Source organism: Ligilactobacillus equi DSM 15833 = JCM 10991 (assembly GCF_001435735.1).
In the GTDB taxonomy this organism is placed as follows: Bacteria; Bacillota; Bacilli; order Lactobacillales; family Lactobacillaceae; genus Ligilactobacillus; species Ligilactobacillus equi.
Genome location: NZ_AZFH01000068.1, coordinates 15,757 through 30,361, shown reverse-complemented (window position 1 = coordinate 30,361; position 14,605 = coordinate 15,757). Strand labels below are relative to the sequence as shown.

Below are 14,605 nucleotides of genomic sequence, written 5' to 3'. Positions count from 1 at the left end.
CACATTTGGTTTGTCGAAACTTTGTTTAGTTTTCAAAGATCTACTCGCTGTCTTGCAACAACTACTTTATTATATCACCTCAACATTTTCTGTCAAGTAGATAATTTAAGTTATTTCCAAAACAACTACTATATTATGCCATCTCGATAATTTTAAGTCAAGATATTTTAGCTTTAATAATTTGTTGTTCATCCAACGACAAAAAATATCTTACCTTAATTTCTCAAAACGGTCAAGCACTTTTCAACAAAAAATTTAAAATACTGACAATTTTTTCAATATCTCTCACTTCAAGCTATTTATTCCCCTTAACACGGAACCTATCACCTCTAATTCACAGACCCACCTCAAGACATTGGCACCCATCACAGCTAATGAGATTCATCCATCATCACCAACAACTAAAACAGTCGCCTCAGCTATCTTCTTGAAGCTCTAGTAGGTAACTGGGTTATCCACCAGTTCAAAATTTTGCCCAATTGATCAACTATATTACCTCTACTCAAAACTATAATTTCCGCCTGCTTACCTCTTATTGTATTTCTAATTTTATTTTTTTAGTGAATTCACTAAAAAAGATACCTCCATCACGGAAGTATCTTTTCAACTATTTCAATTCTGGCGCGTCAGTCTTATAAAGTTTTTCAGTAGAAACACCCTTATTTTCTGACAAGAGGCTCTTCTTAGTCTTTTGCGCTTGTTTCAAGGCTTTCTTAGCGTCACTTAACTTATAACTGTATTGACTCTTATCAACCAACTTGAACCAACTTGGTTTATAGAAACGTAAAAGGTCCCCAGTTGTCACCTGATCAGACATGGCTAAGATGTCTGTTGCATAATCTTGCATCTTAGCAACTTGATTTTTTTCTTTCGTTGTCAGTTTATCAGTCACTAATTCACCCTTATTATTATAAACCTTGCTACCAATCTTGGTATAGGTTGGTGAGGTAAAGTCCCCATTTCTAAAAATAACGAGTTGATTATGCTGACTCGACAGCAAGTCATTCCCAAATTGAACCGTATCAGTATTCTTGATTCCAAGCAAATCCATTAAGGTTGGCATAACATCGATTTCTCCACCGTAAGTATGGTTAACGCCACCCTTCAGACCCGGCATGTGAATCATGAAAGGAACCTTTTGGAACATAGCTAGGTCATAACTGGTAACTTTTTTCTTGCCTAATAATTGGGCAATGGCCTTCTTATGATTATTGGAAATCCCGTAGTGGTCACCATAAGCCACAATCATCGTCTTGTCATAAAGTCCAGTCTTCTTGAGGTAAGCGATAAATTCACCAAAAGCTTGATCTAGATAGTAAGCTGTTTGCACGTAACCATCTACTGTCACATCCCCTGTCTTCGTCTTAGGAATCGACTGATTTTCTTTATCTAATTGGTATGGATAGTGGTTCGTAACTGTAATAATTTTAGCATAGAATGGTTGCGGTAATTGTTCCAAATACTTAGTTGACTGCTTCAAGAAAATCTTATCTTTAATCCCATAGCCATTTTCGTAGTTTTCTTTAGTTTGATAGTAGTTCTTAGAAATAAAGTATTGGTATCCCCATGATTTATAGGTGTTGTCTCGGTTCCAGAAACTCCCCACATCCCCGTGGAAAGAAGCCGTAGAGTAACCCCTTTGATCCAAGATAGCCGGTAAGGCTTGGTAAGTATTGGTCGTCCCGTAAGTCGACATCGCCGAACCAGATGGTAAACCAAACAGAGAGGTTTCTAACATGGTTTCGGCATCAGAGGTTTTTCCTTGCCCTACTTGATTAAAGAAATTATCGTAGGCAATCGTGTTACTATCAGCGTAGAACTTATTGATATTCGGGGTAATTTCTTTGCCATCAACTTTGTAATTGATTAAAAATTGTTGGAAACTTTCCAAGTGGAAAATAATCACATTTTTACCGGCAGCTTTACCATAGTATTCGGCATTGACCCCCGCCCGATTCTTATTAATTTTCTTTAAAATCTTTTGAATATCACTAGCGCTGGCATTGGCTTTTTTTACCCCTTGCTGGTAGGTCTGATAACCAGAGTAACCCGCAAAGAAGTTAACCCCCAGGTATTTAACAATATAATTATTGTCAAAAGTCCGAGTCAACAGTTGCGACCGATCCTTTTCAGCAGCTCCTAAATTCAAGAAGAACAAGACTACAGCTAAAATTGTAATTCCCAAAGCCTTAAAACGCTTAGCTGGCGTATAATCAACCTTAATGACTTTAAAAGCCAAAAGTAATATCAAGACAATGATATCCACAAAAACTAAAAAGTCGCTAGGCTCAATAATTTGCGCAATACTGGAACCTAAGTTATTGGAAACTGAACCTGAAGATTTAATAATTGACATGGACATAAAGTCCGAAAATTCACGGTAGTACAGGATATTAGCGAAAAGCCACGTTGTTTGAATTACATCGACAATCATCATAATCCAGTAAACTTTCTTACCACGAAAGTAAAGGGCAATTCCCAATAACAAAATCGCAGTCGGAAAAGGATTAACCAAGGCTAAAATTTCCTGGACGCCACTGTTGATTCCAAGAGTGAATTTGGTATTATAGGTCCAAATCGTCTTCAACCAAAATAAGAATAATACTAGGCTGAAAAAACCAAGCCGCGTATTGAGAAAGTTTTGGATTTTTCTTAATGCTGAACGCATTGATTTTGCCTCCAAATTTTATAATTTTAATTTCATTATAAAAGAAATGCTTGAAAAACAAAAATGATTTCAAGCACTCTTCACAATTATTTAACAAATTTTAGTCGTTTAATAAATCGTAGATATCTAAGGCTGCCAAATCGATGTTGTCGTATTCAAATCTTTGCTTGGTAGCAATATCTTCTAAGGTAAACATTTCTGTTTCAGGGTTGTAGGAAACCAAACCTCTTTCTTGACCTTCCTTTTCGAAACGACGCATTTGTACGTCTGTTCCTTCCGCTTTCATCATTGTATCCAAGCGTGAAATAATTGCAACAAGTTGTGAGTTTTCCATAAAAACGCCTCTTTCATTCTTCTTTTTGCGATTTTTACCGCATCATGTCGTTTATTAATTAAACACCATAACTATTTTAGCAAACTTTCTCCAAAAACTCGATATATTATTAACGCTTTTCTGAGTTTTTTTCCGTAGGACTTTTTTGGGGGGAAATCATCAGAGCCACAATTCCCAAAGTCATCCCAAAATAATAAGTTACAAAGCGCCATAATAACATTGCCAAAACTAATTTAGGCGCTTGACTAATAAAGGTCGCAAAAATCATAGAAAAGCTGTACTCTGCTCCGCCGGTTCCTCCGGGAATTGGAAAAAGCGAAATCACCATAACAATCAAAACATGCAAGACCATGACAGTCACTAGATTAGCATGATCAATCCCTAAAGACAGTAAAATAAAGTAAGGAATAGCATAGTAAAGCGCCAACTGCACTAAAGTCAGACCAGACATCTGCCATAATAGTTTTTTATTGCGCTTCAAGAGCTGTCCTTCTTCATAAAACGAGGCCAATTTTTCATCCCAGACCTGACACAAACGCGCATACTTTTCCGAGTTGTGTCCCCAGGCCTTAACTGGCCACAAGGTTAAGTGCACAATTTTTTTAGTGAAATCATACCAAAACATAACCATCAAAAGCCCTACAATTACCCCCAAGTGAATCAGAAAGCCAAAAACTAAAAACCAAACTAGAACATGAATTTTCGCTGCTACCAATTCAAACCCTAGAACTAAACAGATAATAAAGTTTACCACAATCATGGCTTGGTAAACGATAAATTTCAAAATCATGGCCGAACTAGCCCGACCAACATCAACACCAGATTGCGCCAAAGCAAAAATCTGAGCGGGTTGGCCTCCAGTCGCAAAGGGAGTAATCCCGTTAAAGAGTTGCTCAATCAAAGGCACACGTAAAGCAGACAACCAAGGGTAAGCCGGGTGATTCTTACGAACTAAAAGCCAGACTACAGTAGCTTCAAAAGACAAGGATAAAAACATCACCCCAAAAGCCACTAACAACCATCCCCACTTCAAATCGTCAAAACTCGCTACTAAAGCGACAAGAGATACTTTCCGTAAAGAAAAGAGCATAATCCCCAGGCCCAAAAGAACCATAAGGGCTAAAACCACTTTATTTTTTTTGGTCATTGCTTTGCCCCTTATCAGTGTAGTAATCCCACCAAATTTGTGCGAGACGCTCTTCTGAGTAATATTGCGATGCCATCTGCGCCTTAGCTTGCAAAACTTTTAAAGCCTCTGGATTCTGCACATATTGACGCAAGTAAACTTCCATAGTTGCACAATCCTTTGCTCCTTGATAATAACCTGCTAAAATATCGCGGTAAAGATCCAAATCACGCAATAAGACTGGAGTACGACAGGAAAAAGCCTCCAAAATACTCATAGGGAAAAGTTCATTATAGGAAGGTAATAAGAAGATATCAGCCAAGTTATAGTAACAGTTCATCTCCTGACGGTCAACAATTCCAGGAAAATGGAGATTACCTGGCGGATTAGCAACCACTTTTTTGAGTTTCTTATAGCCATCGGTGATAGCCCCAAAGGAAAACCCCCCTACCCAGACAAATTGTATATCAGGATTTTGCTGGGCTAATTTAATAAAGTCAAAGACCCCTTTACGCTCCTGAATCTGACCAACCCCTAAAACCGTAAAGGCATCTTCTTGCATGCCAAATTTAGCTCGTAAAGCTGCTTTACTGATTTTTAAGGGGTAAAACTCTGTCTTGGAAACAAAGTTCGGAATGTAAGTAATCTTGGACTGGGGGATTCCATAAGCTGTTAATTTGGAAATGAAATCTGGGTTAACTACTACCAAATTATCCATTCGTTTGTAAAAAGCAATCAAGTAGCGATAAAAAATTTTCTTGGCTAACCAAGGCAACTTTAGACTTCCCTCCATAGTTTCAGGTAAAAAGTGGACATACCCCACCGTCGTCCCTCGCTTTTTTGAAAAAGTCGAGAGGTAAAAAGGTAGGTCAACCGTATGGTAATGGCTGATATCCGCAGAAACATATTTATTAATCGTTAATTCAATTTGTTTTGGATAGTATTTTTTTAAGAGCTTAATTAATTCTGTATAAGCACTGCCGACTCCTTGACCTTTAATCTTGGTTGCCGATGAAAACATTGCAATTTTCAAGGAAATCCTCCTATCTCTGGACTGAGTTTTCAGCTAAATCATTCTTAATAATCATGGTTAATTATAGGGGCTTTTCAGCTCCTTAGCAAGAAATTCCTGTTTTATACGTAATGAAGTTAAACATTTCTTAAATAAAAAAGATACCTAGCCCAAACTAGGTACCTCCTTTGGAATTACTTGTTAGCGTAACGCTTGCGGTAAAGCAAGACCACCAAAACTTGTAAGATAGCAACCACAACCAAGGCAATCACTACATAAGTTGTAATAGTCTTTTGGTATGGCCGTTTAACAGACTTAACATTCTTGATATTCTTGTAAGCCCCACTGTTTACCACTGTGTACATAATATTCTTTGATGCGGTCCGCATTTGACGAACCACCGTTGGGTTGTCAGTGTAGTCAACCTTCGCACCTAAAGTACCCGTTGTTGATAACATCAAGTCGTTACCGTTAGCGATCGCTGGGTTAGACTTCATAAAACCACCTGAGAAGTAATCAGTTTCAACAAGACCACGGAAGCCCCATTCACCGCGTAAGACATCTTGTAGCAATTGCTTGTTAGCACCTGCCCAACGATTACCGATAAAGTTGAATGATGACATGACAGCAGTTGCACCACCATCTTTAACAGCCATTTCAAACGGCTTCAAGTAAATTTCACGAATAGCTTGCTCGTTAGACCAAGTCATTAAACCGACCATCCGGTTTGTTTCTTGATCGTTCATCGCAAAGTGCTTCATATAAGCGTAGACACCTTTTGACTTTGCCCCGGCAATGGCACTGGCTGCCATCTTCCCAGATAACTCAGGATCTTCTGAGTAGTATTCAAAGTTCCGACCCGCAAAGGCTGAGCGGTGAATATTCATAGCTGGACCATACCAACCATAAACGCCCATTTCGCGACCTTGTTCACCCATCAATTCACCCATCTTCTTGGCTAAATCGGTATTGAAAGTTGCCGCAATCATAGCTTCAGCTGGAAAGGCGGTGGTATTCAAGTCAGTCACAAAGAAACTTGAGTAACCAGCAGGCCCGTCAAAATCGTAAGTTCCTAACTTCTTAACGGAATTAATAGCATAAGTCTGGTAGCCACCATAAGCAATTAAGTTGCTCATATCTTTAGCTGTCATTTGGTTAAGTAACTTGTCCCAGGCAGGATCATCATAACTCTTACCTCGTAAGTCAGCTAATTGTAAGTTACCACGTTGACCTTGCTTTGGCATCTTGCCAGTAGCCTTAGGTTCCTTACCGTAATTTCTGTTAGTAACAGTTGTTGCATCCTTTTGGTACTTGGCAGCTAGGTTAGTCTTGCCAGGGGCCTTAGTTGCTTCATCGTAGTTAGCAAAATTATCACGACGGCTCAAGTAAGTAATATCACCCTTAGCGTATTGGAAACGGTTAGTTGCAGTCACCTTGTCAGAGGCCCGCTTATTAGAACCAGTGTAAGTTACCTTGTCATTTACATCGAAGTCCTTAGATGCTAACACATCGTGGGCATTGTTTTTAATTTGGATTTGGTATTGACCCTTGTCTAAGACATAAGCCCCACCATTACTTTCATCATAGGAGGCAAAGTCAGAACGATTGGCCGTAAATTTAAGAGTCTGGCTTTCACCAGGTTTCAAAATCTTGGTCTTCTTAAAATCTAAAAGATTAGTAGCTGACTTTTCAAGGCCCCCATTAGTGTAAGGGGCAGTGAAGTAGGCTTGAACTACGTCCTTACCAGCCACATCCCCGGTATTTTTAACCGTAACGTTGAAGCTAACCTTGTCTTTTTGCATATCAACTTTTACATCAGACATTTCTTGGCTAAACTTGGTGTAAGATAAACCATAACCAAATGGATATTGAACAGCCTTTTGATATTGGTCATCTTTACCTTGGTAGTAAGTTTCGTAGAATTTGTAACCTGTGTAGATACCTTCAACATAATTAACAAAAGCGGTACCTTTTTGGTTAGCATAAGTGAAGTTCCCAAAGTTGTTGTAAGTTGGGGTTTTCTTCAAGTCATAAACATAAGTGTCAACCGTGCGTCCAGATGGATTTACCGTCCCATTCAAAACCTTACCTAAAGCTTTGAAACCTCGAGTTCCGGCCCCGGCCATCATAATAGCACCTTTAATATGACTATATTCGTTTAAAAAGCCTAATTCCATCGGATTAGAAGAATTAATTAACACAACCACATTCTTGAAGTTCTTGTTAACCATGTTTAACATGTTTTTTTCAGATTGGGAAAGTTCTAAGTAAGATTGCCCCTTCTTGAAGTCACCCTTGTTACCTTTATAACTTGCGCCCTGTGGTAAATTCGTCATATCCTTAGGTAAGTCAGCACCTTCACCACCAGAACGGCCAATCACAACTAAAGCTGTGTCAGAGAAAGTTTCAGCTTTTTGCATCAACTTGTTTGAATATTGGCTAGCCTTTGGTTCAGGTAGGGTCCAATCTTGTTCCATCATCCCAACAACTGGACGGTCAGCACGGTATTTCGTGTAGAACTTATTTAAGTCGCGGTTAGTTTGAAAACCCGCTTGCTTCAAACTATCATAAATGTTAACCGCATCCGCAGAGTTAGATTGACCAGAACCCGTCCCCCCATAAAGTGGTTGGGTTGAAGCCCATCCAAAGACATTAATCTTCTTGATATCCTTCATTGGCAAGAAATTGCCATCATTCTTTAACAGGATAGTCCCTTCATCTGCAATGGCCTCGGTTAAATCTGCCCCTTTTTGGACGGTCTTAGCTGAAACCTTATTGATTTGAATCATATTCATATTCATCAAGGCTTGCATTGGTCCAAAGACAACAGTGTTTAAAGTGAGAATCAAAGCCACTAAGAAAACAATGAAGGATTCCCACTTCAGCCAAAAGTTAAACTTGCGACTCTTATTCCAAAAGACAATCAAAGCTAAAATAATTAAGCCAATCAAAACTCCTAAAGGAATAAAGTATTTTCCGGCTAATGTTACCGTTGAGTTTACATCATTTTCGGTTACGATCCCGTTATGAATCAAGTTTTGAATCACAAGATAACCGCCACCTAAAACAATGACAAGCGCTAATACAATCACACCAACAGAGATGAGCATACTGCGTAAATTTCTGTTTTTCATAATAACTCTCCTTTATTAAATTTTATAATTGCAAATGCTTACATTTTCATTTTACAGCGTTTACATTTTTTGAATACCTTTTTAGCATAAACTGTCATTTATTTAACATTTTTTGCACTAATGCACACACAAAAAAATCTTGAATCCTCAGATCCAAGATTTTTTCTTAATTAAAGCCATATACTTTATGCACAACTCGGTAGACCCCAGAAGCCAAGGAGCGACCAACCCGCCCTGGAAGGTTTACCCCGACCCCAAAGACACGCCGCCGTAATTTACGGTATAAATCTACATCATAAGTCTTAATATATTGCCAAAGTTCTTTTTTCTTGGCTAAATATTCTGCTTTTTTACCCCGAATCAGAAGAATCGAAGATACGGTGGTAATAATTTCTAGATAGTATTTCATGTAGCGCGCTTGTGGACTGTCGGCTGCCACATTTTCTACATAAAAACGCACCATACGTTTATTGACCGCTAATTGCTGGTCAATGCGTTTGAGCATCACTTGCTCATTAACGGACTGGTCGTCGCGTCCGATGAAATAGTGATAAAAGTCAACATCCAAGTAATAAATACTTTTAACATACCCCAACGGTTCAAAAGCATAAAGATTGTCGACGTAAAAAGTATGCTTCGGTAACTGTAAGTGGCATTCCTTGGTCAAAAGTTCTGTGCGATAAATGATAGCATGCATCAAGAGATACTGGCCAAAGACCAAGTGAACCTTATCCCAAGAAAAGACCTTTTCTTGCGGTAAAAAAGAGTAAGAAACTACTTTTTTATGTTTAGCACCTACCTTATCGTAGACGTAATTACTTAAAATCATGTCAACCAGTTCATCTTGAGTCACACATTTCTCAATAAAAGCTAAGATTTTTTTCAAAGCTGAAAAACTAACCCAATCATCACTATCGACAATTTTTACATAAGGCGCACTAGCCGCATAAACTCCCGTGTTAACGGCCTGACCATGTCCGCCATTTGCTTGATGAAGGGCAACAATTTGGTTTGGAAATTCTTCTTGATAATAATCGATAACCCGTCCTGTACCATCCGTTGAGCCGTCGTCGACAAGAATAATCTCCACCTTATCGCCACCTAAGACCAAAGAATTAATACAACGTTCAACATAATCTTCGGCATTGTAGCAAGGAACAACAATACTTAGAAGTTTTTCCAAAAAATTCACCTATTTTCTCATAATTACAAATTTCATCATTGGATAGTTGATTACTACTTGCGCCACAATGTTAGCCACATTGGCAATAGTTGCAGCTAAACCACCTACATATGGGTTTAACCAAGCAATAATGTAGGGTGGCATCCAAACGGACACAATCCCAGCCACAACCACTGTCACAATATACCAAAAGAGGCGATCCATTCCAAAACTAGCTCCGAAAACCAAGTTTTTTTGGACGAAGTAGTTCACAATTTGTGCACACACATAAGCTAATAAGAAGGCAAAAAAGCCCCCTAATCCCCCTTGATTTATACCATAGTGGAAAATCCACCAATCAAAAGGCTTCACCAGGTTCTTAAATAGGAGTAAAGTACTCAACCATAAGACCACAAAATTGGTAATAGTGGCAATATTACTCAAAAGATTGAACATGATAAATTCATATAAATCTGGGTGATTATTTTTAAAATCCATAACTGCTTGAACTAAAGCATTGTGTTTTTTTTCTGCCATAAATTTTTCTCCTCACTATTTATCTTCTTCATACCAAGTATCGGCCTTGTTACGCTTTTGATTACGGAAGTACCCTTTGATTAAACGACTACTTCCAGACCAAAAATGACCATTAACAATTCGTAAAATGGCGGTTACCATGTCTTGATCAATCAAGCCCCCGGTCATCTTACCCATGGCTCTAAAAGGCATATTATAGTTAAAGAGGAGATTCAAATCTGGCTTGCCTTTGGCTTCGCTTTTTGCAATAGCATTTTTAAGCCACTTAGCTACAGCGCGTGCAATCCAACTCTTAGCGTTAATCATCTCCGCTAATGTATCATTGTACCCTAAATTTTGACCTTTAACCATGGTATTTTGCTTAAATTCTAAATTAAAGTAATTTTCAAAGTCATTTTGACTAATGCTTTGAAGATCGCAAGCTTGGTATTTGGCGAAAACTTCGTCTTGAACAGCCATAACTTCTTGGCCTTCTACCTGGTAATCTGCTGTTAGAATAATATCGTTCACATTTTTACCAATCATAATTTGATAAGTGCCGGCTTCCACTTGCCAGGTATCACTGCTAACATCAAAGTAACGAAAAGTCTTATCATCAAAAGAAATTTTAACCTGCTGACTTTCTCCCGGAGCTAAGCTAACTTGGGCAAAGCCCTTCAATTCTTTAGCGGGGCGCAAGATATTGGTTTCAGCTTTACCGATATACAGTTGAACAGTTTCTGTCCCGGCCACCTGACCCGAATTTGTCACCTTAACCTCTACACCTTGATCGTTGACGCTTAAATTATCGTAGGTAAAGCTAGTGTAAGACAACCCAAAACCAAATGGAAAACGTACTGCTTTTTGGGCCTTATCATAATAGCGATAACCGACAAAGAGACTTTCCTTATAATAGGAGTTGCGTCTGTGAGCCGGGAATTCTTCCCCAAAAGGTACGTCAGCATAGCTCATTGGGTAAGTTTCTGCTAACCGCCCGGAAGGATTGTAAGCTCCGGTTAAGACTTCCCACATGGCGCCGGCGCCAGCTTCCCCACCGAGGTAACCGTGAACAACGGCATCAACTCGGTCTAACCAAGGCATTTCTACTGGAGAGCCTGCCGATAAGACCACGACTAACTTTTGGTCTAACTGACTTAGTTCTTGAATCAATTCTACTTGATTAGCAGGCATGGTCATATCCTTACGGTCCATCCCTTCAGATTCAGAAACTTCGTTGAGCCCGACATTTAAGACTACCACATCACTTTTAATAGCTAAATCCTTAGCTTCTGCAATTAAAGCGGGATCGCTTTGCCCAACTCGCTTATAACCTTGGGCATAACCAGCGAGTGTAACACCGTGGGCCTGAGCGGTATCCTTCAAAGTTTCTAAATTTTTGGTATTAACTAAAGAAGAACCAGCTCCTTGGTAACGAGGATTTGCAGCAAAATCCCCAATCAAGGCCACCCTAGTCTCTTGCGTCAGAGGTAAGACGTCCGCCTCATTTTTCAACAAGACAATACTCTTCAAGGCTGCTTGGTAGGCAACTTGGTGTTGGTGGTCCCAGTCTACCTTAATTGCATCATTCTTCTTGGTAGCGTTGGAGCTTAAAACTACATTCAATAATTCATCTACTCTTTGATCCAAGACAGCTTCATCTAAACGCCCTTCTTGGACCGCGGCAATAACTTCACGAGCTCCTGGTTGTTTCAAACCAGGCATCACCAAATTGCTCCCGTTTTTAATTCCGGCAATGTGGTCGTTATCCCCTCCCCAGTCAGTTACTACATAACCATCAAAGCCAAATTCTTGACGTAAAATATCCTGTAATAGGTGATGACTTTCATTGGTGTATGTCCCATTAACTTCGTTGTAAGAGGTCATAATAGACTTAGGATTCCCTTCTTGAATAGCAATTTCAAAGTTGGTCAAGTAAATTTCCCGTAAAGTCCGTTCATCTACTACTGAATTAGAAGCCATCCGGCGAGTTTCTTGACTATTAACTGCAAAGTGCTTCGGAGTAGCAATGGTACCATTAGCTTGAATTCCACGAATAACCCGACCAGCTAATTTTCCTGCTAAATAAGGATCTTCACTGTAGTATTCAAAGTTCCGACCTCCTAGAGGATTGCGTTTGATATTTAAACCAGGCCCCAAAACTTGGTGAACATCTAAAGCTTGTGCTTCCTTGCCCAAAGCTTGCCCAACGTCTTCTACCACCTCTAGATTCCAACTGTTAGCCAGTGTAGCCGATGAAGGAAAACAAGTCGCTGGTTCACTCCCGTTTAAGCCCAGGTGATCTCCAGCACCCGATTGTTTCCGTAGACCCAAAGGACCATCAGACAAAAACATCGCGGGTACTTGGTTATTAACAGCATAACTTTTCCATTCTCCTTGTCCTGACATCAAGGCTGCTTTTTGCTCAAGTGTTAATTTTTTAATGATAGCTGCATTCTTCAACATTGATACTTCCTCCTCGTAATTTTCTCTAGCCTAAGATTAGCAAAAGATGTAATCGCTTTACACTTTTTTTGCATATCTTGCGCTTAAGGTTTCATAATTTGCCAAAAGCGCTTTATTGTTAGAGCGGAATTTCTTATGATAGAATAAAGATATCAAAATAGAAATGAGGACGACTTGTGAAAATCGCGATTTGTGAAGACCACCCCGACGAACTAGAGCTACTCCTTCAGTGCTTCCGTCAATATGAACAAGAACATCACCAAAGTTTTGAGATTACAACTTTTAAAGACGGCTTGGATTTAGTCAACAACTACACCACTAACTTTGATGTCCTCTATTTGGACATTCAAATGCCTCTTTTGAACGGTATGGAAGCAGCCAACCGTATTCGCCAAATTGATAGCGAAGTGCCGATTATCTTTCTAACCAATTATGTACAATATGCTATTGATGGTTACGCCGTAAATGCTACCGATTTTATCTTGAAACCCATCACCTACTTTAACTTTTCGGAACGCTTTAAGAAAATTGCCCGCCACTTTGCAAAAAGTCAGCAAAACATTACCCTAAAAACTAATCAAGGGTTTCGTAAAATTAATCTAGAAAACCTGTACTACATTGAAAGTCAAGGCCACTATCTCCACTACTACCTCTTAGGTAGTGATGAGCAGTATGAAGAATTAATTATTAATGATTCCATGAAAAATACCGAAAGTCAGCTAGCCCAATATAACTTTGCTCGCTGTAATAATGGTTACCTAGTCAATCTCAAACATGTCTTGAGTGTTGAAGGTAATTTTGTTAAGGTGGGACCCTTTGAACTGCAAATCAGTCGCCCTCGCAAGAAGAAATTCATGCAGGCCATCACTGATTATTTAGGAATGGAGGGTTAAAATGACCAATTTAGTCTTCCCAGATATTCCGCGCTTGTATACCGGTTTAGCAGAATTTTTAGCGGTTTGCTTAATGATTATTCAGGTTCCTCCAAGTCAAAGACGCAACCTTCTTACTTTGCCGGTCTTTGGTCTTGGTCAGATTGGTTTACAATATTTGGCCGGAACCTTCGAACTTTACTGGTGGATTCTAGGAATTTTATTGAATTTAATCTGGATGTTTTTAACCTTATATTGCTGTGAAAAACTGGTTTTAGCAGTAATTTTCTTCCACCAATTTAAGGCTTTCATCATCGCCGAATTTGTAGCCTCCTTTGCTTGGCAACTCTACTGTTATAGTCCTTGGAATCATGGACTCATCGAATTTAGCTTCATGGCGATTTGCTATACATTACTCTTTATGCTCTTCTTTTTACTTTTTAAAAATGAGCGCACCCACTATGCTATGCTCAATATCAGCCATAAATCGGTGATTAACGCCTTTATTATTACCATTATTATCTTTACTATGAGTAATTTAGGTTTCCTTCTGGCACAAACATCCTTTTCTTTAGGAAGTAGTTCAACCATTTTTATGATGCGAACCTTCATTGATTTATGTGGCATTTTGCTTTTTATGATTCAAGAAAACCAGCGCTATGAGCACTTCTTAAATAATGACTTGCGACAGATGAATAATATCTTTCAATCACAATACGAGCAATACGAAGCCTACCGTGAAGGAAATGAATTAATCAATCAACGTTTTCACGATTTAAAACACCAATTAGATGTCATTGCTTTAGAAGATGATTCTGCTAAACGTCGGGCATATGTCACTTCCTTGCGTCAAGAAATTAAGCAATACAAAGCTGACATCACCACCGGCAACCCGATTGCCGATGTCATTTTAACCCGAAAAAATGCCTACTGTATCAAAAATCAGATTACTTTTACCTGCATCGCTGATGGCTCCCTCTTAGATAACATCGAAGTCATGGACCTCTGCAGTCTTTTAGGTAATACCCTCGACAATGCCATCGAGGCCACAGCCAAGATTCCTGAACCCGAAAAGAGGTTAATCAATCTGCGTATCTCACAAAAGGCCAACTTCATTTTATACAGTTTAGAAAATTACCTTCAAGAAGATATTCAAATTCAGGCTGGTAGCCTCCCTTCTACCACCAAAAAAGACCCTAACAACTTACATGGTTACGGTCTAAAAAGTGTAGACTATATTGCTAAAAAGTACGGTGGGACTTTGACCATCAATACGCATGACAATTGGTTTACCACCCGGATTTTATTACCGCTCTAA

Annotated in this window: 10 protein-coding genes; 2 read left to right on the top strand and 8 right to left on the bottom strand. The window is 39.1% G+C overall.

Annotated features, from left to right (window positions below):
- Window positions 1-607: 607 nt before the first annotated feature.
- The 8 genes from FC36_RS06095 to FC36_RS06060 all read right to left on the bottom strand — a co-directional run bounded on the left by FC36_RS06095 (window position 608) and on the right by FC36_RS06060 (window position 12,415).
- Window positions 608-2,668: an LTA synthase family protein gene (locus FC36_RS06095; RefSeq protein ID WP_023860174.1), complete on the bottom strand. Its 2,061-nt coding sequence runs from the start codon at window positions 2,666-2,668 to the stop codon at window positions 608-610.
- A gap of 100 nt (window positions 2,669-2,768) precedes the next feature.
- Window positions 2,769-3,002: a YkuJ family protein gene (locus FC36_RS06090; protein ID WP_023860175.1), complete on the bottom strand. Its 234-nt coding sequence runs from the start codon at window positions 3,000-3,002 to the stop codon at window positions 2,769-2,771.
- Window positions 3,003-3,111: 109 nt separating this feature from the next.
- Window positions 3,112-4,149, bottom strand: coding sequence for a lysylphosphatidylglycerol synthase transmembrane domain-containing protein (locus FC36_RS06085; protein WP_056986770.1), 1,038 nt, complete (start codon window positions 4,147-4,149; stop codon window positions 3,112-3,114).
- On the bottom strand, window positions 4,133-5,149 hold the full coding sequence (locus FC36_RS06080) for a glycosyltransferase family 4 protein (protein ID WP_035188233.1): 1,017 nt from the start codon (window positions 5,147-5,149) through the stop codon (window positions 4,133-4,135). The genes FC36_RS06085 and FC36_RS06080 overlap by 17 nt, the downstream gene beginning before the upstream one ends.
- A 185-nt stretch (window positions 5,150-5,334) precedes the next feature.
- Complete coding sequence (locus FC36_RS06075) at window positions 5,335-8,274, bottom strand: beta-glucosidase (protein ID WP_082614598.1); 2,940 nt, start codon at window positions 8,272-8,274, stop codon at window positions 5,335-5,337.
- Window positions 8,275-8,440: 166 nt separating this feature from the next.
- Complete coding sequence (locus FC36_RS06070; protein WP_025020877.1) at window positions 8,441-9,457, bottom strand: glycosyltransferase family 2 protein; 1,017 nt, start codon at window positions 9,455-9,457, stop codon at window positions 8,441-8,443.
- A 9-nt stretch (window positions 9,458-9,466) separates the two neighbouring features.
- Window positions 9,467-9,973, bottom strand: a complete 507-nt coding sequence (locus FC36_RS06065; RefSeq protein WP_025020876.1) for a GtrA domain-containing protein — start codon at window positions 9,971-9,973, stop codon at window positions 9,467-9,469.
- Window positions 9,974-9,988: 15 nt separating this feature from the next.
- Window positions 9,989-12,415 carry a beta-glucosidase gene (locus tag FC36_RS06060; protein WP_156409520.1) on the bottom strand — a complete coding sequence of 809 codons (2,427 nt, stop codon included), beginning with the start codon at window positions 12,413-12,415 and terminating at the stop codon, window positions 9,989-9,991.
- A 176-nt stretch (window positions 12,416-12,591) separates the two neighbouring features.
- On the opposite strand from FC36_RS06060, the gene FC36_RS06055 reads away from it, so the two are divergent.
- Both FC36_RS06055 and FC36_RS06050 read left to right on the top strand, forming a co-directional pair.
- Window positions 12,592-13,308: a LytR/AlgR family response regulator transcription factor gene (locus FC36_RS06055; RefSeq protein WP_025020875.1), complete on the top strand. Its 717-nt coding sequence runs from the start codon at window positions 12,592-12,594 to the stop codon at window positions 13,306-13,308.
- Between the two features lies 1 nt (window position 13,309).
- The gene (locus FC36_RS06050; protein WP_056986769.1) at window positions 13,310-14,605 is read left to right on the top strand and encodes an ATP-binding protein; all 1,296 of its coding nucleotides are present in this window, start codon (window positions 13,310-13,312) and stop codon (window positions 14,603-14,605) included.

Coding starts and splice junctions, on each gene's coding strand:
- FC36_RS06050 (WP_056986769.1), top strand. CDS start 13,310: ATGACCAATTTAGTCTTCCCAGATATTCCGCGCTTGTATACCGGTTTA.
- FC36_RS06060 (WP_156409520.1), bottom strand. CDS start 12,415: ATGTTGAAGAATGCAGCTATCATTAAAAAATTAACACTTGAGCAAAAA.
- FC36_RS06065 (WP_025020876.1), bottom strand. CDS start 9,973: ATGGCAGAAAAAAAACACAATGCTTTAGTTCAAGCAGTTATGGATTTT.
- FC36_RS06095 (WP_023860174.1), bottom strand. CDS start 2,668: ATGCGTTCAGCATTAAGAAAAATCCAAAACTTTCTCAATACGCGGCTT.
- FC36_RS06090 (WP_023860175.1), bottom strand. CDS start 3,002: ATGGAAAACTCACAACTTGTTGCAATTATTTCACGCTTGGATACAATG.
- FC36_RS06075 (WP_082614598.1), bottom strand. CDS start 8,274: ATGAAAAACAGAAATTTACGCAGTATGCTCATCTCTGTTGGTGTGATT.
- FC36_RS06085 (WP_056986770.1), bottom strand. CDS start 4,149: ATGACCAAAAAAAATAAAGTGGTTTTAGCCCTTATGGTTCTTTTGGGC.
- FC36_RS06080 (WP_035188233.1), bottom strand. CDS start 5,149: ATGTTTTCATCGGCAACCAAGATTAAAGGTCAAGGAGTCGGCAGTGCT.